Origin of the sequence: Cellulomonas marina (assembly GCF_900111925.1) — a bacterium.
GTDB classification, from domain to species: Bacteria; Actinomycetota; Actinomycetes; order Actinomycetales; family Cellulomonadaceae; genus Cellulomonas; species Cellulomonas marina.
Genome location: NZ_FOKA01000002.1, coordinates 218,542 through 242,173, shown reverse-complemented (window position 1 = coordinate 242,173; position 23,632 = coordinate 218,542). Strand labels below are relative to the sequence as shown.

Below are 23,632 nucleotides of genomic sequence, written 5' to 3'. Positions count from 1 at the left end.
GTGCGGGGGGCTGGCACGTCCTCGCAGGGACGCGTCGGCGTCGATCGTATCGGCGTGGCGGTGCGGCCCGGGCGCGCCGGTCAGCGGTGCGGCGGGCCGATCGTCGTGACGACGCGCGTGACGCTCGGCCGGCGCGGCGTGGACGAGAAGCCGAACCGCACGGGCGGGTCGACGTCCGCGAGCCGCCCGAGAGGGACGCCCTCCCAGGACCCGTCGAGCGCGACGAGGGCGTGCTGGTCGAGGGCGCCGTACCACTCGGTGCGCCCGCCGGACACGCCGCGCGTCCGCACCCCGGGCAGCACACGCCGGGCGACGGGGTCGACCGCCGTCGCGAACGCCGTCGAGGCCGCGACGGCCGGCGGGACGAGGCGCAGCAGCGTGCCCAGCGCGGTCCTCTCCCCCACGGTCAGCGCGAGCTGCAGGGGTCCGGCGTCGAGGGTCCACGTGCGGCGGACCGGGTCCGTCCGGACGCGCACGGGCGTGCGGACGACCTCGTCGAACCCGTAGACGCCCGCGATGACCTCGCGCACGTCGTCCCGCGGCACGACGAGGGTCCGCCGCCCGGCGGCGTCCTCGACCATCGCGTCGGCGAAGGACCCCAGCGGCGTGCGCAGCCAGCGGCCGACGACGACGCGCACGCCCGATGTGCTGCCCATCCCGGCGATGTGCCCGGCGAACCGCCGGCGACCCTCGGATGCGTCCACGCGCGCGAGGCTAGCCCCGGTTGCCGACGGGCACGCCCCGGGCCACGGTCGGTGCATGCACACCACCGCCGACGGTCCAGCCCGCGCCGTCCCCCTCGCCGCCCGTGCCCGCGCCGCCCGTCCTGCGAGGAGCCGATCGGGCGAGGCGCGGTCCGGCCCGGGGTCGTGGGGCGTGCTCGGCGGCCTGATCGCCCTCAACCTCCTCGTCGGGGGCCTCGGCGGCGTCTCGACGCAGGGTGCCGTCGACGGCTGGTACGCCGACGCCCAGAAGGTGGCCTGGAACCCGCCGAACGAGGTCTTCGGGCCGGTGTGGTCCTTCCTGTACGTCTCGATGGCCGTGGCGGCGTGGCTCGTGTGGCGGCGGTCGGGCTTCGCGGACGCGAAGGGCGCGTGGACGCTCTACGGCGCGCAGCTCGCCCTCAACGCCGCGTGGACGCCCGTGTTCTTCAACGGCCGTCTGCCGTGGGTCGCGCTGGCGATCATCGTGGCGCTGGCCGTGCTCATCGCCGCGACCATCGCCGCGTTCCGTCGGCACAGCACGCCGGCCGCCTGGCTGCTCGTGCCGTACCTGGCGTGGGTCGCCTACGCCACGACCCTCAACGCGGGCATCGCCGTCCTCAACTGACGTCAGGCGCCGGACCGGCCGGCACCACGCGCGGGTGCAGGTCCTCCGCCGGCGGCGACCACACGGCGGCGTCCGCGGGGACCTGCTCCCCCGAGCGGATGTCCTTGACCTCGTCGGCGGCGCCCCCGGTGCCCGGGAACCAGACGAAGGGGATGCCCCTCCGGTCGGCGTGCCGGATCTGCTTGCCGAACTTCGCGGCGCTCGGGGCCACCTCGACCGGGATGCCGCGGGCGCGCAGCGCGCCCGCCACGGTCTCGGAGCGCTCCCGCTGCTCCTCCTCCGCCACCGCGACGAGCACGGCCGTCGGCACCCCGCGCGTCGCGCGCACCAGCCCGGCCGACAGCAGTCGGCTCACCAGCCGCGAGACGCCGACCGACAGCCCGACGCCGGGATAGGTCGTCGCCCCGTCGGAGGCGAGGGTGTCGTAGCGGCCGCCCGAGCACACGGACCCCAGCGCCTCGTGGCCGACGAGCACCGTCTCGTAGACCGACCCGGTGTAGTAGTCGAGCCCGCGCGCGATCTTGAGGTCCGCCACCACGACGCCGGGTGCGCGCCGGGCCGCGGCGGTGACGAGCGCGCCCAGCTCTGCGAGGCCCTCGTCGAGCAGCTCCGAGACGACGCCGTGCCGGGCCGCCAGCGCGCGCACCTCGTCGACCACGCCCGCGTCGGAGCCGTGCACCGCCGCGAGCTCCAGGCACGCGCGCGCCTGCACCTCGTCGGCCCCCGCCTCCGCGACGAGCAGCGCGGCCACCGCGTCGGGGCCGATCTTGTCCAGCTTGTCGATGCTGCGCAGGACGGCCTCGACGTCGTCCAGGCCCAGCCCGCGGTAGAAGCCCTCGGCGACCTTGCGGTTGTTGACGAGGATCCGCACAGGGGGCACCCCGACCTCGGCGAGCGCCGCGAACGCCGCCGCGATGACCAGCGGCAGCTCCACCTCGTAGTGGTACGGCAGCGACCCGGCGCCGACGACGTCGATGTCCGCCTGGACGAACTCGCGGAAGCGGCCGTCCTGGGGACGCTCCCCGCGCCACACCTTCTGCACCTGGTACCGACGGAACGGGAACGCGAGCTTCCCGGCGTTCTCCAGCACGTACCGCGCGAAGGGGACGGTGAGGTCGAAGTGCAGGCCGAGGCGGCCCTCCCGCGAGGCGGCGGCGTCCGCCTCGGTCTCCTGCAGCCGGCCCAGCACGTAGACCTCCTTCGAGGTCTCCCCCTTGCGCAGGAGCTGCTCCAGCGGCTCGACCGCGCGGGTCTCGATGCCCGCGAACCCGTGCAGCTCGAAGGTCCGGCGCAGGGTGGCGAGGACGTGCTGCTCGACGACGCGGTCCTGCGGGAGCCACTCGGGGAAGCCGGACAGAGGGGTGGGGCGGGCCATGGCGGACATCGTGGCAGACGCGCCGCGACGCCCGTGACCGGCGTCGGCCCGGCGACCCGTGGTCCGCCGCCCGCTCCCGGCGCGCGGCCGGGCTCAGCGCGGGGGCGTCAGGTAGGGGTTGGTCGCGAGCTCGGCCGCCACCGTGCTCGTCGGGCCGTGCCCGGGCACGACGAGCGTCGCCGGGTCGAGCGTCGCGACGACCTCGCGCAGCGTGCGCGCCATCGTCGCCCCGTCGCCGCCCGGCAGGTCCGTGCGGCCCACGGACCCCGCGAAGAGGACGTCGCCGGTGAGCGCGACAGGGACGGTCGTCGGGCTCCTGTCGCCCCCGACCCCGTCGTTCACCCGGTCGCCCTGCCCGACGAGCGCGTCGAGCAGCAGGAGCGTCGACCCCTGCGTGTGACCCGGCGCGTGGCGGGCGACGAGGTGCACGCCGCCGAAGGCGAGCGCGAGGTCCGGCGCGGTGGCGAGCGCGAGGTCCGGCGCGGTGGCGGGCGCGGTGACCGGCGACCTCACGCCGCCGGCCGTTCCGAACGTCTCCACGCGCTCCGGGCGGCGGTAGTCGGCGGGGTCGACGCCCGCGGCGCGCAGGGCGCCGGCGAGCGGGCCGTCGGCGGCGTGCGCCGCGTGCCCGAGGACGCCCAGGGTGCCGAAGGGGTCGTCGAGCCGGTAGGCGTCGGCGGCGTGCAGGACGACGGGCACGTCCCAGGTGCGGGACAGCTCACCCGCGCCCCAGGTGTGGTCGACGTGCCCGTGGGTGGCCAGCACCGCCTGCGGCGTCCAGCCCCGGTCCGCGACGACCCGCGCGACCCGGTCCGCGACGCCCGCGCCGACGTCCACCGCGACGCAGCTCCCGTCCTCGGCGACGAGCAGCACGCAGCGGGCGCCGAGCACGGGGGCGACGAGCTCGAGGAGGCGCAGACCCGGCACGCGCCGCACGCTACCCGGAGGGGTGCGGCCCCCGCCCTCTGCCTAGACTGTCGCCGGTTCGCCCGTGCGGGTGGCCCGGGCCCCCGGGACGCTGACGCACGCCGACGCGAGGAGAGGGTGCGTGTCCAGGGAGCGTGAGCGGGCGTACGAGCGCCGCCGGTACGAGGAGTGGCAGCGCCGCCGGTCGGCGGCCCAGGCCCGCCGTCGGCGGCTGCAGCAGGGCATCGCCCTCGGGGGCGTCGGCGTCCTCGTGCTCGCCGCGCTGGTCGCCACCGTCCTCGTGCTCAACCGCGAGGACGCGACGACCGCGGACCCGGGCACCGTCCCGACCGACCCCGCCGCCAGCGCGCCGGCCGACCCCGGCGCCACGTCGTCCGCCGCCGTCCCCGACCCGGCGCTCGCCGAGAACCGCACCTGGACGGGCTCGATCGCGCTGACGCAGGGCACCGTCGACGTCGAGCTGTACGGGGCCGAGGCGCCCCAGGCCGTCGCCAACTTCGTCACGCTCGCGCAGCAGGGCTTCTTCGACGGGACGCGGTGCCACCGCCTCGTGACGTCGGGCATCCACGTCCTGCAGTGCGGGGACCCCACCGCCACCGGCTCGGGCGGCCCGGGCTACTCGTGGGGCCCGATCGAGAACGCCCCCGCCGATGACGTCTACCCGGCCGGCACCATCGCCATGGCCCGCGTCGGTGGCGACGCCGCGTCCATGGGCAGCCAGTTCTTCCTCGTGTACGAGGACTCGCAGATCCCGTCCGACGCGGCGGGTGGTTACACCGTGTTCGGCCGCATCACGTCCGGTCTGGACGTCGTGCAGGCCATCGCCGACGCGGGCACCACGGAGGGGACCGAGTCCCCGGTGTCCGACGTCATCATCCAGAAGGTGGAGACCCAGTGACCGAGACCCCTGCCCCCGCACCCACGGGCCGCGACGACGCGGCGGACGGCACGGCCCCGGAGGCGGCCTCGAGCGACGTGACGGTCGACGCGACCGGGGACGTCACCGGGGACGCCACCGGGGACGCCACCGGGGACGCCACCGAGGAGGTCGTCGAGGACGTCACGGACGGCGTGGCGCCCGACGTCGTCGAGGCCGGCACCACCACGGGGTCCGAGGACGCGGTGACGGCACCGGCCAGCACGGGGACGGACGAGGGCAGCGCGACCCTCGACGCCGCCGAGGACGCGCCGGCGCCCGACGCGGGGTCCGCGGCGGAGGCGGCAGCCGCCACCGAGGTCGAGACCGCTCCTGCGGGCGGGACCGCGCCCGACGCCGGGACCGAGACCGCGACCGAGGGCGAGACCGCGACCGACGGCGGGACGGCGCTCGACGCGGGGACCGCGCTCGACGCCGCCGAGCCCGAGGCCGCCGGGACCGTCGACGAGGGGACGTCGGAGGCGCCCGCCGCCGGTGCCCCCGCACCGGCCCCACGGCGCCCCGCGCCCGGCCCGCGGCCGACGCCCGGCGGCGTGCGGCCCCGTCCGCCGCGTCCGGGGGCCCCGCGCCCGGCGCCCGCCGCGGCGGCCGCGCCGGTCGCTCCGCCGGTTGACCCGCAGCTGGCGATCGAGGCGGCCGCGTTCGGCCGCGTCGACGCCGACGGCACCGTGTACGTCCGCGAGGGCGAGGGCGAGCGGGCCGTGGGGCAGTTCGAGGGGTCGGCCGAGGACGCGCTCGCGCTCTACGTCCGCCGCTACCTGGACCTCGTCGCCAAGCTGACCCTCGTCGAGGCGCGGATCGCGGGCACGGACCTGCCGGTCAAGGAGATCGACGCCCAGCTCGCGGGCATCACCGAGGACCTCGCCGAGCCGTCGGCCGTGGGTGACCTCGACGCCCTGCGGGCCCGGCTCGCCCCGCTGCGTGAGCTGGCCTCCGCGCGGCGCGCCACCGTCGAGGCCGAGCGCGCCGCCGCCCGCGCCGCGGCGCTGGAGGCCCGCACGGCCATCGTCGAGGCGGCCGAGAAGATCGCCGCCACCGACCCCTCGCGCATGCAGTGGCGTCCGGCTGGCGAGCAGCTGCGCCAGCTCCTCGACCGCTGGAAGGAGAGCCAGCGCGGGGGCGCCCGGCTGGACCGCGCGACGGAGGAGCAGCTCTGGAAGCGGTTCTCCCACGCCCGCACGGCGTTCGACCGCGAGCGGCGCCACTTCTTCGCCGAGCTCGAGCAGCGCAACACGTCGGCGAAGACGGCGAAGGAGGGCCTGGTCGCCGAGGCCGAGCGCCTGAGCTCGAGCACGGACTGGGGCGCCACGGCCGCCGCGTACCGCGACCTCATGACCCGCTGGAAGGCGGCCGGCCGCGCCAGCCGCTCCGACGACGACGCGCTGTGGGCCCGCTTCCGCGCCGCCCAGGACGCGTTCTTCGCCGCCCGGGACGCGCAGAACGCGCAGACCGACGAGGAGTTCCGCGGCAACCTGCAGGTCAAGGAGGCGCTGCTCGTCGAGGCCGAGGCGCTCGTCCCGGTGCGCGACCTCAACGCCGCGAAGTCGGCGCTGCGGTCGGTCCAGGAGCGCTGGGAGGCGGCCGGCAAGGTGCCCCGCGGCGACCTCCAGCGCGTCGAGGGGCGGCTGCGGGCCGTCGAGACGGCGGTGCGCGAGGCGGAGCAGTCGCAGTGGCGCCGGACGAACCCCGAGACGCGCGCCCGCGCGGAGGGGGCGGCGGCGCAGCTCGAGGCCGCCATCGCCGGCCTCGAGGACGAGCTCGCGGCGGCGCAGGCCAAGGGCGACGCGCGCAAGGTCCGCGAGGCGCAGGCGGCACTGGACGCGCGCCGGTCCTGGCTCGAGCAGGTCGAGCGCGCGGCCCGGGACGCCCGGGGCTGACGACCCGTCCCCGGCCACTGCGACGGCCCCCGTGTCCACAGGCACGGGGGCCGTCGCCGTCGTCGGCCCGGTGGGACGGCAGGCTGCCGTCGTGCCCTCCTCGCCCGGCCGCCCGACCGGTCCCGCCGCCCCCGCGTCCTGCGCTCGTCGCGACGGCGCCCTGTCGTGGGCGGACGCGCGGCGCGGCCTGCCGGGGCTCGTGGGCCCCGAGCACGTGGGCGGACGGGCGGCGCTCGCCACGCTCGTGCGCTCCGGGGCCCTCGTCGTCGTCCGGGACGAGGTGACGGCGGCGCCCGCCGTGGCGCACCTGCCGGTGGTGCGGGCCCGGGCCGTGGCGCACCTCGTGCCGCCGCGCGGCGTGGTGGGGCGCGCATCTGCGGCATGGGTGCACGCCGGCGGTCCGGCGGCGGTGCCGCTCGAGGTGCTCGTGCCGACCGGCACCGCGCGGCCGCGGGCGCGGGCGGGGGTGGTCGGGCACGAGGCGGAGCTGCGGCCCGAGGACGTCGTGACGGTGGCCGGCGTGCCCGTGACGACCCCGGCCCGCACGGCGCTCGACGTGGCGCGCACGTGCACCGCACCGGCGGTGCACCGGCTGCTCAGCGCGCTCGCCCGCGCGGGCGTCGACCTCGGCGCGGTCCTCGCGCGGCTCGGCGACCGGCCCGGCGGCCGCGGCGTCCGCCAGGCGCGCGCCGTCCTCGCCGCCCACCTGGCGGACGGTGCCGACCGGTGACCCGCGACCGGTCGTCAGGCGCGGATGGCGGGCTCCTCGGCGGCGCGGGACCCCGTGATGCGGTAGACGTCGAAGACGCCCTCGACCTTGCGGACCGCGGCGAGCACGGAGGCCAGGTGGGAGGGCTCGGCCATCTCGAAGACGAAGCGGGACAGCGCCAGCCGCTCGCGCGACGTCGAGACCGACGCCGACAGGATGTTGACGTGGTGGTCCGACAGGACGCGGGTGACGTCGGACAGCAGGCGCGCACGGTCCAGGGCCTCGACCTGGATCTGGACGAGGAACACCCCCGACCCGTGCTGGCTCCACGCCACGTCCACCAGCCGCTCCGGCTCGGACCGCAGCGCGTTCACGTTCACGCAGTCCGACCGGTGCACGCTGACGCCGGCGCCGCGCGTGACGAACCCGACGATGTCGTCGCCCGGGACGGGCGTGCAGCACTTGGCCAGCTTGACCCAGACGTCCCCGACGCCCTTGACGACGACCCCCGGGTCGCCGGTGCGCACCCGCCGCGTCTGCGTCCCGGGCCGCGTCGCCTCGGCGAGGTCCTCCTCGTTCGCCGTCTCCCCGCCGAGGGAGTGCACGAGGCGCTGCACGACGCTGACCGCGGAGACCTGGCCCTCGCCGATGGCGGCGTAGAGGGCCGCCACGTCGGGGTAGCGCATCTCGGCGGCGAGCGCGACGAGCGACTCGTGCGACAGGAGCCGCTGGATCGGCAGGTTCTGCTTGCGCATCGCCTTGGCGATGCCGTCCTTGCCGAGCTCGATGGCCTCCTCGCGGCGCTCCTTGGAGAACCACTGACGGATCTTGTTGCGCGCCCGGGGGCTCTTGACGAAGCCCAGCCAGTCACGGGACGGGCCGGCCGTCTCGGACTTGGACGTGAAGACCTCGACGACGTCGCCGTTCTCCAGCGCCGAGTCCAGCGGCACGAGGCGACCGTTGACGCGGGCGCCCATCGTCCGGTGGCCCACCTGGGTGTGCACCGCGTAGGCGAAGTCCACGGGGGTCGACCCCGAGGGCAGCGCCATGACGTCGCCCTTGGGCGTGAAGACGTAGACCTCGGAGCCGGCGATCTCGAACCGCAGGGAGTCGAGGAACTCCGTGGGGTCGGCCGTCTCCTTCTGCCAGTCGACGAGCTGACGCAGCCACGTCATGTCGTTGCCGGCCGGCTCGTCCTGGCCGCTCTTGGCGTTCTCCTTGTACTTCCAGTGCGCGGCCACGCCGTACTCCGCGCGGCGGTGCATGTCGTGCGTGCGGATCTGGATCTCGACGGGCTTGCCCTCGGGCCCGATGACGGTCGTGTGCAACGACTGGTACAGGTTGAACTTGGGCATCGCGATGTAGTCCTTGAACCGGCCGGGGACCGGGTTCCACCGTGCGTGCAGCGCACCGAGCGCCGCGTAGCAGTCGCGCAGCGTGTCCACCAGGACGCGCACGCCGACGAGGTCGTAGATGTCCGTGAAGTCGCGCCCCCGGACGATCATCTTCTGGTAGATCGAGTAGTAGTGCTTGGGCCGGCCCGTGACCGTCGCCCGGATCTTCGCGGCGCGCAGGTCCGCGGACACCTGCTCGCGGACGGTCCCGAGGTACTCCTCGCGCGCGGGCGCCCGCTCGGCGACGAGGTGCACGATCTCGTCGTACACCTTGGGGTAGAGCGTGGCGAAGGACAGGTCCTCGAGCTCCCACTTGATGGTGTTCATCCCGAGGCGGTGCGCGAGGGGCGCGTAGATCTCGAGCGTCTCGCGCGCCTTGCGCTCCGCCGAGGACGAGGCGACGAACTTCCACGTGCGGGCGTTGTGCAGGCGGTCGGCGAGCTTGATGACGAGCACGCGGATGTCGCGCGACATCGCGACGACCATCTTGCGCACGGTCTCGGCCTGCGCCGCGTCGCCGTAGGTGACCTTGTCGAGCTTGGTCACCCCGTCGACGAGCATGGCGACCTCGGGGCCGAACTCCCGGCGGAGCTGGTCGAGCGAGTACTCCGTGTCCTCGACCGTGTCGTGCAGGAGGGCGGCGGCCAGGGTCGAGGGCGTCATCCCGAGCTCGGCCAGGATCGTCGCCACGGCGACGGGGTGCGTGATGTAGGGGTCGCCGCTCTTGCGCAGCTGGCCGCGGTGCGCCCGCTCGGCGACGACGTAGGCACGCTCGACGACGGACAGGTCCGCCTTCGGGTGGTTGGTGCGCACGGCCTGCAGGACCGGCTCGAGCGCGGGGTACGTCGCGCCGCGGGCGGTCAGGCGGCCGAGGCGGGACCGGACGCGCGAGGGCACGCCGGCACCGTCGCCGCCCGCCGCCCCGGACGACGAGCCGGACGACGAGCCCGACGACGACCCCGCCGCGGCGCCCGCGACCGTCCCGGTCGTGCGCAGGTCCTCGACCACCGGCGTCCCTCCCCTCGTCCGCGACCGCTCGTGCCGCGCGGGGTCCACGCCGTCGGCGCCCGGGCCGGCGCGGCGCCGCCCGTACGCGTGAGTCTACGACCGCCCGGTCAGGCGGGCGTCAGCAGGGCGTCCACCCGGTGCCCGCCCAGCCGGGCGCGTCCGCCCAGGGCCGTCAGCTCGACGAGCACGCTGAGACCCACGACGTCGGCACCGGCGCGCTCGAGCAGCCGGACGGTCGCCGCGGCCGTCCCCCCGGTGGCGAGGACGTCGTCGACCACGAGGACCCGGGCGCCGGCGGGCACCGTGTCGGGGTGCACCTCCAGGGTCGCCGTCCCGTACTCGAGGTCGTAGGTCTCGGCGAGCGAGGGCCCCGGCAGCTTGCCGGCCTTGCGCACCGGGACGAGCCCCGCGCCGAGGGCCGTCGCGAGCGGTGCGGCGAGCAGGAAGCCGCGCGCCTCCATGCCGGCGACGAGGTCGACCTCGCCGGCCGCCGCCGCCATCGCGGCCACGACGTCGGCGAAGGTCGCGGCGTCGGCCAGCAGCGGCGTGATGTCGCGGAACAGCACCCCCGGCTGCGGGAAGTCCGGGACGAGGCGGACGAGCGCCTCGACGCGGGCGACGAGAGCCGGGTCCGCCGTCACCGGCGGCCCTTGCGGCGAGGCTGGGCCGTGGTCCCCCGGTGCTGACCGGGACGCAGGGCCCCCACGGTCGGCGCCACCGGACGCGCGCTGCGACCCACGGGCAGCGCGTCGGACCCGTCGGTCGCGGACGCGGACGGGTCCGCGGACGTGGTCGGGACCGTCGCACCCTCGGGGCGTGCACCCGACGCGGCGGCACGCGCCGCCAGCACGCGCTCGCGCTGACGCTGCTGCTGCGGCTCCCGTTCCCGCAGAGCCACCTCCAGCGGCGTGGCGAGGAAGATCGACGAGTACGTGCCGACGAGCATGCCGACGAAGAGCGCGAGCGCGATGTCGCGGAGCGTCCCGGCGCCGAGGATGAACGCGCCGACGAAGAGGATCGCCGCCACCGGCAGCAGCGCGACCACCGACGTGTTGATGGAGCGCACGAGGGTCTGGTTCACCGCGAGGTTCGCCTTCTCCCCGTAGGTGTACCGGGACTGGTCGAGCGTGTCCGCGGTGTTCTCGCGCACCTTGTCGAAGACGACGACGGTGTCGTAGATGGAGTACCCGAGGATCGTGAGGAACCCGATGACCGTGGCCGGCGTGACCTCCCAGCCGACCGCCGCGTAGATCCCGACGGTGATGAGCAGGTCGTGGAACAGCGCGACGAGCGCCGCGACCGCCATCCGCCAGTTGCGGAAGTACGCCGTCATGACCAGCGACACGAGCGCGAGGAACACGACGATGCCGATGATCGCGCGCTGGGACACGTCCTGGCCCCAGGTCGGACCGATGAAGGAGCTGGTGACGTCGTCCGCCGTGACGTCGTAGGCCTCCGCCAGGGCGTCGCGCACCTCCGCGACCTCGGTGTCCGACAGGCGGGCGGTCTGCACCCGGAGGGAGTCGCCGCCGATCGTCGTTACCCGCGGGGACTCCTCGGGGGAGATCCCCTGCACCGCGTCGATCGCCGTCTGCTGCTCCAGCGAGGCGGGCCCGGTGACCACGAACTCCGAGCCGCCGCGGAACTCGATGCCGGGGTTGAGGCCGGGGGCCACGAGCAGCACGGCCGACACGACCGACAGCAGCAGGCTCGCGCCGAAGAAGTACCTGCGCCGCCCGACGATGTCGTAGGAGCGCCGGCCGGCGTACAGGTCGTTGCCCCACCGGGCGAGGTCGATGGCCATCAGCGGGTGCTCCCCTGCTCGTCGCGGCCGGTCAGGCCCGTGTCCTGCGTCGCCGCGTCCTGCGCCGCCGTCCCCGTCGAGGTGCCCGGCGCCGAGGTGCTGGACGCTGCCGTGCTCGTCGTCGACGTGCTCGTCGACGGGCCGTCGTCGTCGGTCGCCGCCTGCTGCGCGGCCCGCTGCGCGGCGCGACGCTGCGCGATCGTCAGGCCCTCCGCGCTCACCGCGGTGGCGCCGCCGCGGCGGGCGCCCGCCGCGACGGGGGCGCGCTCGTCGCCCAGGGAGGAGGCGTCGTCCGGCACGCCGACGGCGGGGCGGACCACCCGCCCGCGGCCCGCGTAGCGCGGCCCGGGGGCTCCGAGGCGCCGCGGGTCCAGCCCCGACAGCGGGTGCCCCGAGGAGAAGAAGCGCAGCCGGCTCATGAGCACGAGCGCCGGGTGCGTGAAGACGAACACGACGAGCAGGTCGATGAGCGTCGTGAGGCCGAGCGTGAAGGCGAAGCCGCGGACGCCGCCCACCGCGAGCAGGTAGAGCACGACGGCGGCGAGGAAGTTCACCGCGTCGGAGGCGAGGATCGTGCGCTTGGCGCGGTCCCACGCGCGGTCCACGGCGGCCTCGAGGGTGCGGCCCTCGCGCAGCTCGTCGCGGATGCGCTCGAAGTAGACGATGAAGGAGTCGGCCGTGATGCCGATCGCCACGATGAGACCGGCGACGCCCGGGAGCGACAGGCGGTAGCCCTGCGTCCACGACAGCAGGGTGATGACCCCGTAGGTGAGGACCGAGGCGACGACGAGGGACCCGACCGTCAGCAGGCCCAGCGCCCGGTACTGCACGAGGGAGTACACGACGACGAGCACGAGGCCGATGAGACCGGCGAGCAGGCCGCGCTGCAGCTGCTCGGAACCGAGCGTGGCCGAGATCTGCTCCTGGCTCTGCACCTCGAAGGTCAGCGGCAGGGCGCCGAAGTTGAGCTGGTTGGCCAGCGTCGCCGCGCTCTCGCGGGTGAAACCGCCGGAGATCTCGGCCTGCCCGTTGGGGATGGGCTCGTTGATCGAGGGCGCCTGCACGACGAGGCCGTCGAGCACGATGGCGAACTGGTTCTGCGGCGGGGTCAGCGAGACGAGGCGCTCCGTCGTCGCCGCGAACTCCCGCGTCCCCTGACCCGTGAAGTCGAGGGTGACGACCCACTCGTTCGTCGTCGCGCCGGTGCTGGTCGTGCGCAGGCCCGAGCTGGCGGAGTCGATCTCCGTGCCCTCGACCTCGACGGGGCCGAGCACGTACTTCACCGTGCCGTCCTGGGCACAGGTGACGACCGCGGCGTCGGCGGCGCCGTTGACGCCGCCCGTGAGGTTCTCAGGCAGCGTGCAGTCGAGCGCCTCGTAGGCGGCCTGGACCTCGGGGGTCAGGTAGAAGGCGGCGTCGCTGGGCGAGGTCGGGCCGGCGTCCGTCGCGGGCGGGGTGGCCGCCGCCGACGGGTCGACCGCGGGGTCGGAAGCGGCAGGGTCGGTCGCGGGGTCGGTCGCGGGGTCGGTCGCCGCCGGGTCCGGCGCGGGCTCGGTCGCCGTGGCGACGGCCTCGGAGGACAGCGTCGTGCCCTCGGCGGCCTGCGTCGTCTCGACGACGGGCGCGCCCGCACCTTCCGTCGCGGCACCCTCCGTCGCGGCACCCTCCGGCGCGGCACCCTCGGTCGCGGCACCCTCGGTCGCCGCCGGGTCGGTCCCCTCGGCCGTGCCGTCGCCGGCGTCCACGGACGACCCGGGCGTCGGCGTCGCCGCAGGGGTCTCCGTCGCCGTCACCGGCGTCGGGGCGCCGTAGGTGAGGACCGGCCGGAACTGCATCTGCGCGGAGGTCTTCACCAGGTCGAGCGTCGCGTCGTCGGGACGCCCCGGGAGGGCCACGACGATGTTGTTGCTGCCCTGGCTGGTGATCTCCGCCTCCGCCACGCCGGACGCGTCGACGCGCTGCCGGATGACGCCGATGGCCTGCTGGATGTCCTCCGAGGTCACCTCCGATCCGTCGGTGGTGACCGGCTGCAGGATGATCTGCGTACCGCCCTCGAGATCGAGCGCGAGCTGCGGCGTGAGCGTGGCGTCCGACCAGCGGGAACCGGCCAGGACGGTGCCGAGCAGGGCCACGACCAGCACCGCGAGGGTGACGAGGGTGCGGGCCGGGCGGCGCCGACGACGGGGAGGGGCCAACGGAGTTCTTCTCTCGTGCGCCGCCGCACGAGGCGGCGGGAGGGCTCCGGTGGACACCGGAGGGTTCCGGCCGGTGGTCGGCCGGACGGTGGTCTGTCTCTCTCTCGGTCCGGCGCGGCAGCCACGTGAGCGGTGCCGACCGGCGGGCGCCCCGAGGGGCGCCCGGGTCGATCAGCGGCGGGTGTCGTCGCCCCCGGTGGGCGTGGTGCCGGCGGTGCCGCCGAGCGTGCCCCCGACCGTGCCACCGACCGTGCCCGGGGGCGGGGGCGGCGTGGCCGCGGTGGCTCCGCCGGTGCGGCGGTCCCCCGTCGGGCCGTCGAGCACCGGGTCCGTCGCGTCGGCGTCGTCGTACGCGTCGTCGTACTCGTCGTCGTCGTACTCGTCCTCGTACTCGTCGGCGTCGTCCGTGGCGACCGGCGGGTCGACGCGCTTGGCGATCGCGGCGCGCAGCCAGCGCGACTCCTGGCCGGGCGTGGACTCGAGCGTGATGACGTCGTCCTCGACGGCGACGACCGTGCCGAAGAAGCCCGACCCGGTCATGACCTCGTCGCCCGGCGCCAGGTTGGACCGGAAGTTCGCCGCCTCCTTCTGCTGCTTGCGGGTGCCGCGGCTCATGAACCACAGCACACCGCCCATGAGGACGGCCAGGAGGATCAGTTCCACGAGGTGGTGCTCCGATCAGGGTCGACGTGGTCGGCCCGCAGTCTAGGCGCTGCGGACCCGCGCTCCCAACGACCCGGCGCCGCGCCCGGTTCCCCCGACGACGACGACGCACGCCCGTCACCGCCACGTCGAGGGGTGCGCGGGCACCGGATGCTCAGCCGAAGAGCGTGTCGCCGCCCGCCGACGGCGGGACCGGCAGGCCGAGGTGCGTCCAGGCCGGGGCGAGAGCCACCCGGCCCCGCGGGGTGCGGCCGACGAGGCCCTCCCGGACGAGGAACGGCTCGGCGACGGTCTCCACCGTCTCCGGCTCCTCCCCCACCGCGACGGCCAGCGTCGTGAGCCCGACCGGCCCCCCGCCGAACCGCAGGCACAGCGCCTCCAGCACCGAGCGGTCCAGCCGGTCCAGCCCGCGCTCGTCGACCTCGAAGACCGCCAGCGCCGCGCGCGCCGCCGCGAGGTCCAGCGAGCCGTCCCCGCGCACCTCGGCCCAGTCGCGCACGCGCCGCAGCAGCCGGTTGGCGATGCGGGGCGTGCCCCGGCTGCGGCCGGCGATCTCCGCCGCGGCCTCGGGTGCCAGGACCACCCCCAGCAGGCCTGCCGACCGCGTGAGGACCTGCTCGAGCTCGCCGGCGTCGTAGAAGTCGAGGTGGCCCGTGAAGCCGAAGCGGTCCCGCAGGGGCGCCGGCAGCAGGCCCGCGCGCGTCGTGGCACCGACGACCGTGAAGGGCGGCAGGGCCAGCGGGATCGCGCTGGCGCCCGCGCCCTTCCCGACGACCACGTCCACGCGGAAGTCCTCCATGGCGACGTAGAGCAGCTCCTCGGCCGGCCGCGCGAGGCGGTGGATCTCGTCGAGGAACAGCACCTCGCCCTCCTCGAGGGAGGACAGGACCGCCGCCAGGTCGCCGGCGTGCTGGATGGCCGGCCCGCTCGTGATGCGCAGCGACGTGCCGAGCTCGGCCGCGATGATCATCGCCAGCGTCGTCTTGCCCAGGCCGGGCGGGCCCGACAGCAGCACGTGGTCCGGCGCGCGGTCCCGCTGCCGCGCTGCCTGCAGCACGAGGGAGAGCTGGTCGCGCACGACCCGCTGCCCCACGAACTCGTCCAGCCGCCGCGGCCGCAGCGCCGCCTCGGCGGCGCGCTCGAGGTCGTCCGCGCCCGGTCGCACGAGCGAGGGCGCCGCGGGCGCGTCGTCGAGCAGACCGCGCGGGAGACCGTCCTCGAGCGCGCCGGGCCCGTCGTCCGCCAGCCCGCGCCCGTCAGCCACGCTGGCCGCCGAGCAGCCGCAGCGCACCCCGCAGGAGCCCGGCCACCTCCTCCGGGGCCACCGGGCCCTCGCTGCCCTCGAGCACGGCGGCGACCGCGTCGCCGGCGGCCTTCGCGTTCCAGCCCAGCCCGACGAGCGCCTCGACCACCTGGTCGCGCCCGTCAGGACCCGCCGGCGGGGCGGGCACGCCCGTGGTCGCCCCCGTCGGCGCGCCCAGGCGGTCCGCCAGCTCGAGGACGATGCGCTGCGCGCCCTTGCGTCCGATGCCCGGTACCCGCATGAGGGCCGTGAGGTCCTCGTCCGCCACCGCGCGCCGCAGCCCCTCCGGCGTGTGCACGGCCAGCATCGCCAGGGCCAGGCGCGGCCCGACCCCGGAGACGGTCTGCACGACCTCGAAGACCTCGCGCTCGTCCGCCTCGGCGAACCCGAACAGCGTCAGTGAGTCCTCCCGCACGACGAGCGACGTGTGCAGCCGTGCCGTGGACCCCACACGCAGGCCAGCGAGCGTCGCGGGCGTCGCCTGCACGAGCATGCCGACGCCCCCCACCTCGACGACCGCGGCGTCCAGCCGCACCGCCAGCACCGTCCCGTGCACCGACGCGATCACGCCGTCCCGCCCCTCTGTCGACCCCTCGTCCGGCCGGCGCCGCACCGCGCCACCGGCGCACAGCGTGCCACAGGACGACGAACACGCGTACGAACGCCACGCGGTGCTGGGGACGGCGCGGAAGCACCGTGCTGGGCGGCGCCCGCGGGCGACGAGGCCCCGGACCACCGCCGCGCGGTGGTTCAGGCGCGTCGGCGGGCCGCCTGCTCGGCGGCCGCCCAGGCGCGCTGCGCCGCGGTGAGCGACGACGGGGGCCGCTGCGGCGCACCGACCGCGCCCGCGGGACGCCAGAGGTGGCAGATCGCGAGGGCCAGCGCGTCCGCGGCGTCGGCCGGGCGGGGTCGTTCGTCGAGCCGCAGGAGGCGGGTCACCATCGTCTGCACCTGCGCCTTGTCCGCGCGCCCGTTGCCCGTGACCGCGGCCTTGACCTCGCTGGGGGTGTGCAGCGCGACGGGGATGCGCCGCCGGGCGGCCGCGACCATGGCCAGGCCGGCTACCTGCGCGGTGCCCATCACCGTCGACACCTGGTGGTTGGCGAACACGCGCTCGATGGCGACGGTGTCGGGCGCGTGCTCCTCGAGCCACTCCTCGACGGACCGCTCGATCCGCAGCAGCCGCTGGTCGATGTCCGCGTCCGGCGGGGACGTCGCGACGCCGACCGCGACCACCGCGAGCCGGCGGCCGGGGAGCCCGTCGACGACGCCGAGCCCGCACCGGGTGAGGCCGGGGTCGACTCCGAGGACGCGCACGGCGCCCATGCTCGCAGCACGGGCGCCGTGGGGACGTGGGGCGCGCCGCGGCCCGCCGCGGGAGCGGTCAGGTCGTCGACCGGGCGCGTGCTGGGGTCAGTCGTCCTCGTCGAGCTCCGCCAGCACCTCGTCGGAGGCGTCGAAGTTGGCGTAGACGTTCTGCACGTCGTCGGAGTCCTCGAGCGCGTCGATGAGCCGCAGGATCTTCCGCGCGCCCTCGGCGTCGACCTCGATCTGCGTGGCCGGGTGGAAGACGACGTCGGCGGAGTCGTACTCGATGCCGGCCTCCTGCAGCGCGGTGCGCACCGGGACGAGGTCCGTGGCCTCCGTCAGCACCTCGAAGGAGTCGCCGAGGTCGTTGACCTCCTCGCCGCCCGCGTCGAGGACCGCCTCCATCACGGCGTCCTCGTCCGTGCCCTCCTTGGGCACGACGACGACGCCCTTGCGGGAGAAGAGGTACGCCACCGAGCCCGGGTCGGCCATCTGGCCGCCGTTGCGGGTGAAGGCGACGCGCACGTCGGAGGCGGCGCGGTTGCGGTTGTCGGTGAGGCACTCGACGAGGACCGCGATGCCGCCGGGGCCGTACCCCTCGTACGTGATGCCCTGGTAGTCCGCGCCGCCGGCCTCCTGGCCGGACCCGCGCTTGATGGCGCGGTCGATGTTGTCGTTCGGAACGGAGGACTTCTTCGCCTTCTGCACCGCGTCGACGAGCGTGGGGTTGCCCGACAGGTCACCGCCGCCCGTGCGGGCCGCGACCTCGATGTTCTTGATGAGCTTGGCGAACGACTTCGCGCGCTTGGCGTCGACCACGGCCTTCTTGTGCTTGGTCGTGGCCCACTTGGAGTGACCGGACATGACTCGCTACCCCTTCAGCGGCTCTCGCCGACGATCTGGACGAACAGCCGGTGCACCCGCGTGTCGCCCGTGACCTCCGGGTGGAACGAGGTGACGAGCAGGGGGCCCTGGCGTACCGCGACGATCCTACCGGCGGCCGGCCCGCCCTCGACGCGGCCGAGGACCTGGGCCGACGGCCCGACCTCCTCGACCCAGGGCGCACGGATGAACACGGCGTGCAGCGGGTCGTCGTGGGAGTCGTCGATGCCCTCGATCGTCAGGTCCGTCTCGAAGGAGTCCACCTGCCGGCCGAAGGCGTTGCGGCGGACCGTGACGTCCATGCCGCCGAGGGTGCGCTGCCCCTCGATCCCGCCCAGCACACGGTCCGCGAGCAGGATCATCCCCGCGCAGGACCCGTAGGCCGGCATGCCGTCGGCGATGCGGGCCCGCACGGGCTCGGCGAGGTCGAAGGCGCGCAGGAGCTTGTCCATCGTCGTCGACTCCCCGCCCGGCAGGACGAGGCCGTCGACGGACGCCAGCTCCCGCTCGCGGCGCACGGGCACGCCCTGCGCGCCCACCGCCTCGAGGGCGTGCAGGTGCTCGCGCACGTCGCCCTGCAGCGCCAGCACCCCGATCCGCGGGCGTGCTGAGGCGGTCGGTGCGACGCTGGAGGGGTCCTGGGGCACCGGGTCATCCTATGTTCGGGCGGGTCGGTGGAGGTGGGCGTGGCGCACGCGACGAAGGCGGCACGGACGCCGGCACGGACTCCGGCACGCGCGGATCTGCCGACGCGGCCCTGCGCCGTCTGCGGCCGCACGATCACGTGGCGCAAGAAGTGGGAGCGCGACTGGGACCAGGTCCGCTACTGCTCCGCGGCCTGCCGCTCGCACGGGCTGACGCGGCAGGACGCGGCGCTCGAGGACGCGGTGCGCGCCCTGCTCGCGGCGCGTGCCCGCGGGGCGACCATCTGCCCGTCGGAGGCGGCCCGGCGCGTCGGCGGCGACGACTGGCGCGACCTCATGGAGCCGGCACGGCAGGCGGCCCGGCGGCTCGTCGCCGCCGGCGAGGTCGAGATCACGCAGGGTGGTGCGGTGGTCCACCCGTCGACGGCCCGCGGCCCGATCCGGATCCGCCGCGTCTGAGCGGTCGCTGGACGGGTCTCTGGGCGGATCCGTCCACGGGTTCCCGGACGGGTGCCTGTCGCGTGTCGGTGCCTCGTCCTACGGTCGCCGCATGGACGTCGTGCTGATCCCCGGGTTCTGGTTGGAGGCGTCCTCGTGGGCGCCCGTCACCGCGGCGCTGGCCGCCGCCGGTCACACGCCCCACCCCGTCACACCGCTGGGCACCGGCCGACCGGCGGCCGAGGTGGCGGCCACCACCCTGGCCGACCAGGCCGCCGACGTGGTCGCACTCGTCGACACGCTGCCCGGACCCGTGGTGGTCGTCGGGCACAGCGGCGGCGGCGCGGTGGCCCACGCCGTCGCGGACGCCCGCCCGGACCGCGTCGCGCGAGTGGTCTACGTCGACAGCGGGCCGATCGGCGACGGGGACGTCGTCAACGCGGAGCTGCCCGTGGTGGACGGCGTGGTGCCGTTCCCCGGGTGGGACGCGTTCGGCCCCGAGGAGCTCGAGGGCCTGACGCCCGAGCTCCGCGAGCGGCTGGAGGGCGCGGCCCTCACGGTGCCGCCGCTCGTGGCGGCCGGCCCGCAACGGCTGCACGACGAGCGACGGTACGACGTCCCCGTCACCGTCATCAGCTGCACGATGCCCGAGCCCGTGCTGCGCGCCCTCGTCGCGGAGGGGCACCCGTACGTCGCCGAGCTGGGTCGCGTGCGCGACGTCGAGGTGGTCGAGCTGCCGACGGGCCACTGGCCGCAGCTCTCCCGGCCCGAGGACCTGGCGGCCGCGGTCGTGGCGGCGGTGGGAGGGGCCGCACGCACGCGGGCCGGCGCGCCCTGACCTCAGCGGCCCGGCTCGGGGCCCGGTCCCGGCTGGCACGTCGGGCACCACCAGGTCCGCCGGCGCTCGGGGTCGCCGGGACGCTCGGCCACGACGCGGACGGTCGTGCCGCAGCGCAGGCAGGACCGGCCGGCGCGCCCCGCGACCCAGTGCTCCTCGCCGCGCCGCGGACGGCCTGGCAGCACGGGCGGCACCGTGACCTGGTACGCGCCGGGCACGGTGGCCGACCGGCGCAGGGCTCGGGCGGCGCGGTCGACGAGCGCCGGCAGGTCGACCTCGCCGACGGGCGTCCACGGGCTCGCCCCGATGAGGAAGGCGAGCTCGTTCGCCCACAGGTTCCCGAGCCCGGCGACGAGCCGCTGGTCGAGCAGGGCGGCCGCGAGGGGACGCGCGGGGTCGGCACCCAGGCGCCGAACGGCCTCCTCCGCGTCCCAGTCGTCGCGCAGCGGGTCCGGCCCGAGGTGCCCGACGAGGTCGCGCTCACGCGCGGTCGGCACGACACGCAGGTCGTGCAGGCGCAGCCCCCACGCGGTGGCGCCGGTGCCGAGCACGAGCACGAGGCGGACCTCGTGCGCGACCCGCGTCGGCAGCCGCTTCCCCGGCGCCGTCACGGTCCACTCCCCGTCCATGTGCAGGTGGCTGTGCAGCGTGCGGCCGTCGTCGAACCGGGTGAGCAGGTGCTTGCCGTGCGTGGCGTGCTCGAGGACGGTCGTCCCCGCGAGCACCGTCGTCGCCAGCTGCGGCACCCGCAGGTCCGAGCGCACGACGGGCTGACCGCGCAGCGCGCGGTCCAGCCGCCGGGCCAGCCGGTGCACGCTGTCCCCCTCCGGCACCGCGCCTCCTCGTCCTCGTCCTCGTCCCCGCCGCCGCCCCCCCCGGCCCAGGCCCGGCCGGTCCGTGCCGCGATGGTGCCGCCGACGTAGCCTCCTCGCCATGGCACGCACGATCGCGACCTCCACCACCGTCGACCGCGAGGGCCTCCTCGACTTCGCCCGCGGCAGGCACCACGTCGTCCTCATGACCCGCCGGCGCGACGGGTCGCCGCAGGCGTCGCCCGTCACGGCCGGCGTGGACGAGCAGGGCCGGTTCGTCGTGTCCACGTATCCCGAGCGGGCCAAGGTGCACAACGCGCGCCGCGACCCGCAGGTGAGCCTGCTGGTGCTCTCCGACGACTTCGGCGGCGCGTGGGTGCAGGTCGACGGGGAGGCCGAGGTGCTCGACCTGCCCGAGGCGCTCGAGCCCCTCGTCGACTACTTCCGCGTCATCGCCGGCGAGCACCCCGACTGGGACGAGTACCGCCGGGCCATGGTCGCGCAGGGCAAGGTCCTCCTCCGCGTGACGCCCACGCGCTGGGGACCCGTCGCGACCGGCGGGTTCCCGGCGCGCCTCGCCGAGGCCTGAGGGCAGCGCACCGCCCCGTAGGGTCGACGGCCATGAGCACCGCTCCCCCCGGTCCGGACGTCCTTCACACGGGTAGCGGCACGGGCGACACCCTCGCCGCGGAGGCCGTCGCGCTGGACCTCGCCCATGCGGCCACCGACCTGCGTCGCCGGTTCGACCTGCCCGAGGACGTCGTCTACCTCGACGGCAACTCGCTGGGGGCGCTGCCGGTCGGCGTCGCCGAGGCGGTGACGGACGCCGTGCGCGTGCAGTGGGGCCGCGACCTCGTCGCCTCGTGGAACACGCACGGCTGGTGGGAGGCCCCGACGCGCGTCGGCGACGCGATCGGGCGCCTCGTCGGCGCCGCACCCGGGCAGGTCGTCGCCGGCGACTCCACGACCGTCCGGCTGCACCAGGCGCTGCACGCCGCCGCGGCGCTGCGGCCCGGGGCGGACGTCGTCGTCACCGACCCGGGCTCGTTCCCCACGGACCTGTACGTCACGCGCGGGGTCGCGGACCAGGTCGGGTGGGACGTGGTCCTCGCCGACCCCGACGAGGTCCCGCGCACCCTGGCCGACCTGGCCGCCACGGGCCGTCGCGTCGCGGTGGTGTCCCTCTCGCACGTCGACTACCGCACGGGCCGGCTGTGGGACCTGCCGGGGCTGACCCGCGCCGCCCACGACGCCGGCGCCCTCGCGCTGTGGGACCTGTGCCACTCGGCGGGGGCCGTGCCGGTCGACCTCGACGACCACGGGGTCGACCTGGCCGTGGGGTGCGGCTACAAGTACCTCAACGGCGGGCCCGGGGCCCCGGCGTACGTCTACGCCGCCGCCCGCCATCTGCCGCACGTCCGCAACGTCGTCCCGGGCTGGCACTCGCACGCCCGCCCGTTCGCCATGGCGCCGGACCACGAACCGGCCGACGGTGCCGCCCGGCTGCGCATCGGCACGCCGCCCGTCCTGTCGCTGCTGGCGCTCGAGGCGGCGCTGCGCGCGTTCGACGGCGTCCCGGTGGAGGCGGTCCGCGCCCGGTCGCTGTCCCTCACGCGCTTCCTGCGCCGCTGCGTGGCGGCACTGGTCCCGGGCGCGGCGTTCGTGTCCCCCGACGACGACGACCGCCGCGGCTCGCAGGTCGGCGTACGGCACCCGGACGCCTACGGGGTCGTCCAGGCCCTCGTCGCGCGCGGGGTCGTCGGCGACTTCCGCGAGCCGGACGTCGTCCGGCTCGGCGTGGCCGCGCCCTACCTCACCCACGCGGAGATGCTGGTCGCGGCGCGGGAGCTGGCGGCCGTGCTCGCCGCCGGCGAGCACCTCGACGAGCGCTGGTCCCGGCGCGCGACGGTGACGTGACCGGCGCGGTCAGCCGCCGGCTCAGCCGACGGGAGCGGTGACGGGAGCGCCGACGCCGACCCGTCCCCCGGCCGCGTCTGCGACGGGAGCGACCCGCGCCACCCCCGCCGCCCGGTCCGCGTCGACCTGGTCGGCGAGCCGCCCGAGCCCCTCCAGGAGGTCGGCCGGGGCGGCGGCCAGGCTCACCCTGACCATGCCGGCGGCCGCGGACCCGAAGGTCGCGCCCGGCGCCACCGCGACGTGCCGCTCGCGCAGGAGCCGCAGCGCGAACGCGTCCGTGTCGGCGACACCCACGTCGACCATGAGGTAGAACGCGCCGTCGGGACGCACGCACGCGATCCCGCGCCGCGTCAGCAGGTCCACGGCGGCGTCACGCCGGGAGCGGTAGGACGCCACGGCGTCGGCCACCGCGTCCTGCGGGCCCGTCACCGCGGCGACCGCGGCCTGCTGGGAGACGCTCGACGGGCACGCGACGGTGGCCTCCGCGAGGTGACCCATGAGGTCGAGCGCGCGGCCGTCGGGCACGACCGCGTAGCCCAGCCGCCAGCCGGTCATCGCGTAGGTCTTCGACATCGTCCGGAACACCACCACGCGGCCGTCCGTGTCGAGGGACAGCGGGCTGACGTGCTCCGCGTCGAACGTGATCGCGTCGTAGCACTCGTCGGACAGCAGCCACAGGTCGTGCCGACGGGCGAGGTCGACGAACGCCTCGACGACCTCGCGCGGGTAGACCGCCCCGGTCGGGTTGTTCGGCGAGTTCAGCAGGATCGCGCGGGTCGTCGGCGTGAGGGCCGCCTCGACGTCCTCGGGCCGCGGCACGAACCCGTGCTCGGGCAGGCACGGGTAGGTGGCGACGTCAAGTCCCGCCGCGACGGCGGCCATGCGCCAGTTCGGGAACTCGGGGTCGGGCAGGAGCAGCGTCTCGCCCGGGCTGAGCAGCGCCGCGAACGCCAGCGCGAGCCCGTTCATGGCGCCGTGCGTGACGACGACCTCGTCGGCGGACGTGCTCCGTCCCGTGGACCGCGTCACGACGTCGGCGAGCACCGCCCGCACCGCGTCGGTGCCGACGGACGAGGTGTAGCCGGTGTGCCCGGCCCGCGCCGCGGCCGCGGCCGCCTCGACGACGTGCGCCGGCGTGCGCAGGTCCGGCTCGCCGATCTCGAGGTGGATCGCGCCGGGGTCGCGCAGCGCGAGCTCCATGAGCAGGCGGATCCCCGAGCGCGGGACGGTGGCGGCGGCGCGGGACGTCGTGGGCACGACCGGACCCTAGCG

At 76.0% G+C, this 23,632-nt stretch carries 23 protein-coding genes; 8 read left to right on the top strand and 15 right to left on the bottom strand.

Features of this window, described 5'->3' with window-relative positions; translation table 11 throughout:
- Positions 1-80: 80 nt before the first annotated feature.
- Positions 81-704: a hypothetical protein gene (locus BM048_RS03655; protein ID WP_239078834.1), complete on the bottom strand. Its 624-nt coding sequence runs from the start codon at positions 702-704 to the stop codon at positions 81-83.
- A 55-nt stretch (positions 705-759) separates the two neighbouring features.
- Between BM048_RS03655 and BM048_RS03650 the strand changes: the two genes are divergently transcribed.
- Complete coding sequence (locus BM048_RS03650; RefSeq protein ID WP_090030875.1) at positions 760-1,329, top strand: TspO/MBR family protein; 570 nt, start codon at positions 760-762, stop codon at positions 1,327-1,329.
- On the opposite strand, the gene hisS is transcribed toward BM048_RS03650, so the two are convergent.
- Positions 1,322-2,704: a histidine--tRNA ligase gene (hisS, locus tag BM048_RS03645; RefSeq protein ID WP_090030874.1), complete on the bottom strand. Its 1,383-nt coding sequence runs from the start codon at positions 2,702-2,704 to the stop codon at positions 1,322-1,324. The genes BM048_RS03650 and hisS overlap by 8 nt on opposite strands.
- Before the next feature lie 93 nt (positions 2,705-2,797).
- Entirely contained in the window at positions 2,798-3,631 is an 834-nt protein-coding gene (locus tag BM048_RS03640) for an MBL fold metallo-hydrolase (RefSeq protein WP_308439516.1), read from the bottom strand.
- Positions 3,632-3,752: 121 nt separating this feature from the next.
- Between BM048_RS03640 and BM048_RS03635 the strand changes: the two genes are divergently transcribed.
- The 3 genes from BM048_RS03635 to BM048_RS03625 all read left to right on the top strand — a co-directional run bounded on the left by BM048_RS03635 (position 3,753) and on the right by BM048_RS03625 (position 7,175).
- Positions 3,753-4,529, top strand: coding sequence for a peptidylprolyl isomerase (locus BM048_RS03635; protein WP_090030873.1), 777 nt, complete (start codon positions 3,753-3,755; stop codon positions 4,527-4,529).
- Positions 4,526-6,445 carry a DUF349 domain-containing protein gene (locus BM048_RS03630; protein ID WP_090030872.1) on the top strand — a complete coding sequence of 640 codons (1,920 nt, stop codon included), beginning with the start codon at positions 4,526-4,528 and terminating at the stop codon, positions 6,443-6,445. The genes BM048_RS03635 and BM048_RS03630 overlap by 4 nt, the downstream gene beginning before the upstream one ends.
- A gap of 91 nt (positions 6,446-6,536) precedes the next feature.
- Positions 6,537-7,175 carry a type IV toxin-antitoxin system AbiEi family antitoxin gene (locus BM048_RS03625; protein ID WP_139224281.1) on the top strand — a complete coding sequence of 213 codons (639 nt, stop codon included), beginning with the start codon at positions 6,537-6,539 and terminating at the stop codon, positions 7,173-7,175.
- Positions 7,176-7,189: 14 nt separating this feature from the next.
- Here BM048_RS03625 and BM048_RS03620 read toward each other — a convergent pair whose 3' ends face one another.
- From BM048_RS03620 to pdxT, 10 genes are all read right to left on the bottom strand, one after another.
- A complete protein-coding gene (locus BM048_RS03620) occupies positions 7,190-9,556 on the bottom strand; it encodes a RelA/SpoT family protein (RefSeq protein ID WP_090030870.1) in 2,367 nt (788 codons plus the stop codon).
- Positions 9,557-9,663: 107 nt separating this feature from the next.
- Positions 9,664-10,197, bottom strand: coding sequence for an adenine phosphoribosyltransferase (locus tag BM048_RS03615; protein WP_090030869.1), 534 nt, complete (start codon positions 10,195-10,197; stop codon positions 9,664-9,666).
- A complete protein-coding gene (secF, locus tag BM048_RS03610) occupies positions 10,194-11,360 on the bottom strand; it encodes a protein translocase subunit SecF (RefSeq protein WP_090030868.1) in 1,167 nt (388 codons plus the stop codon). The genes BM048_RS03615 and secF overlap by 4 nt, the downstream gene beginning before the upstream one ends.
- Positions 11,360-13,555, bottom strand: a complete 2,196-nt coding sequence (gene secD / locus BM048_RS03605; protein ID WP_244890633.1) for a protein translocase subunit SecD — start codon at positions 13,553-13,555, stop codon at positions 11,360-11,362. The genes secF and secD overlap by 1 nt, the downstream gene beginning before the upstream one ends.
- Positions 13,556-13,726: 171 nt before the next feature.
- Positions 13,727-14,218, bottom strand: a complete 492-nt coding sequence (yajC, locus tag BM048_RS18390) for a preprotein translocase subunit YajC (protein WP_090030866.1) — start codon at positions 14,216-14,218, stop codon at positions 13,727-13,729.
- 154 nt (positions 14,219-14,372) lie between these two features.
- Positions 14,373-15,416, bottom strand: coding sequence for a Holliday junction branch migration DNA helicase RuvB (gene ruvB, locus BM048_RS03595; RefSeq protein ID WP_090030986.1), 1,044 nt, complete (start codon positions 15,414-15,416; stop codon positions 14,373-14,375).
- 58 nt (positions 15,417-15,474) lie between these two features.
- A complete protein-coding gene (gene ruvA / locus BM048_RS03590; RefSeq protein ID WP_090030865.1) occupies positions 15,475-16,089 on the bottom strand; it encodes a Holliday junction branch migration protein RuvA in 615 nt (204 codons plus the stop codon).
- A 182-nt stretch (positions 16,090-16,271) separates the two neighbouring features.
- Positions 16,272-16,838, bottom strand: coding sequence for a crossover junction endodeoxyribonuclease RuvC (gene ruvC, locus BM048_RS03585; RefSeq protein WP_090030985.1), 567 nt, complete (start codon positions 16,836-16,838; stop codon positions 16,272-16,274).
- A 96-nt stretch (positions 16,839-16,934) separates the two neighbouring features.
- Positions 16,935-17,693 carry a YebC/PmpR family DNA-binding transcriptional regulator gene (locus BM048_RS03580; RefSeq protein ID WP_090030864.1) on the bottom strand — a complete coding sequence of 253 codons (759 nt, stop codon included), beginning with the start codon at positions 17,691-17,693 and terminating at the stop codon, positions 16,935-16,937.
- A 14-nt stretch (positions 17,694-17,707) separates the two neighbouring features.
- The gene (pdxT, locus tag BM048_RS03575; protein ID WP_090030863.1) at positions 17,708-18,358 is read right to left on the bottom strand and encodes a pyridoxal 5'-phosphate synthase glutaminase subunit PdxT; all 651 of its coding nucleotides are present in this window, start codon (positions 18,356-18,358) and stop codon (positions 17,708-17,710) included.
- Between the two features lie 39 nt (positions 18,359-18,397).
- On the opposite strand from pdxT, the gene BM048_RS03570 reads away from it, so the two are divergent.
- The gene (locus BM048_RS03570; RefSeq protein WP_373308465.1) at positions 18,398-18,814 is read left to right on the top strand and encodes a DUF2256 and DUF3253 domain-containing protein; all 417 of its coding nucleotides are present in this window, start codon (positions 18,398-18,400) and stop codon (positions 18,812-18,814) included.
- Positions 18,815-18,905: 91 nt separating this feature from the next.
- Positions 18,906-19,631 (top strand): alpha/beta fold hydrolase, encoded by a 726-nt coding sequence (locus BM048_RS03565; RefSeq protein ID WP_090030862.1) that lies wholly within the window; start codon positions 18,906-18,908, stop codon positions 19,629-19,631.
- 2 nt (positions 19,632-19,633) lie between these two features.
- On the opposite strand, the gene BM048_RS03560 is transcribed toward BM048_RS03565, so the two are convergent.
- Positions 19,634-20,464: a DNA-formamidopyrimidine glycosylase family protein gene (locus BM048_RS03560; RefSeq protein ID WP_090030861.1), complete on the bottom strand. Its 831-nt coding sequence runs from the start codon at positions 20,462-20,464 to the stop codon at positions 19,634-19,636.
- Between the two features lie 100 nt (positions 20,465-20,564).
- Here BM048_RS03560 and BM048_RS03555 point away from each other — a divergent pair, with 100 nt between their 5' ends.
- Positions 20,565-21,032, top strand: coding sequence for a PPOX class F420-dependent oxidoreductase (locus tag BM048_RS03555; RefSeq protein ID WP_090030860.1), 468 nt, complete (start codon positions 20,565-20,567; stop codon positions 21,030-21,032).
- Positions 21,033-21,064: 32 nt separating this feature from the next.
- On the top strand, positions 21,065-22,360 hold the full coding sequence (locus BM048_RS03550; RefSeq protein WP_090030859.1) for a kynureninase: 1,296 nt from the start codon (positions 21,065-21,067) through the stop codon (positions 22,358-22,360).
- A gap of 21 nt (positions 22,361-22,381) precedes the next feature.
- Here BM048_RS03550 and BM048_RS03545 read toward each other — a convergent pair whose 3' ends face one another.
- Entirely contained in the window at positions 22,382-23,617 is a 1,236-nt protein-coding gene (locus BM048_RS03545; RefSeq protein ID WP_239079032.1) for a pyridoxal phosphate-dependent aminotransferase, read from the bottom strand.
- Positions 23,618-23,632 lie beyond the last annotated feature (15 nt).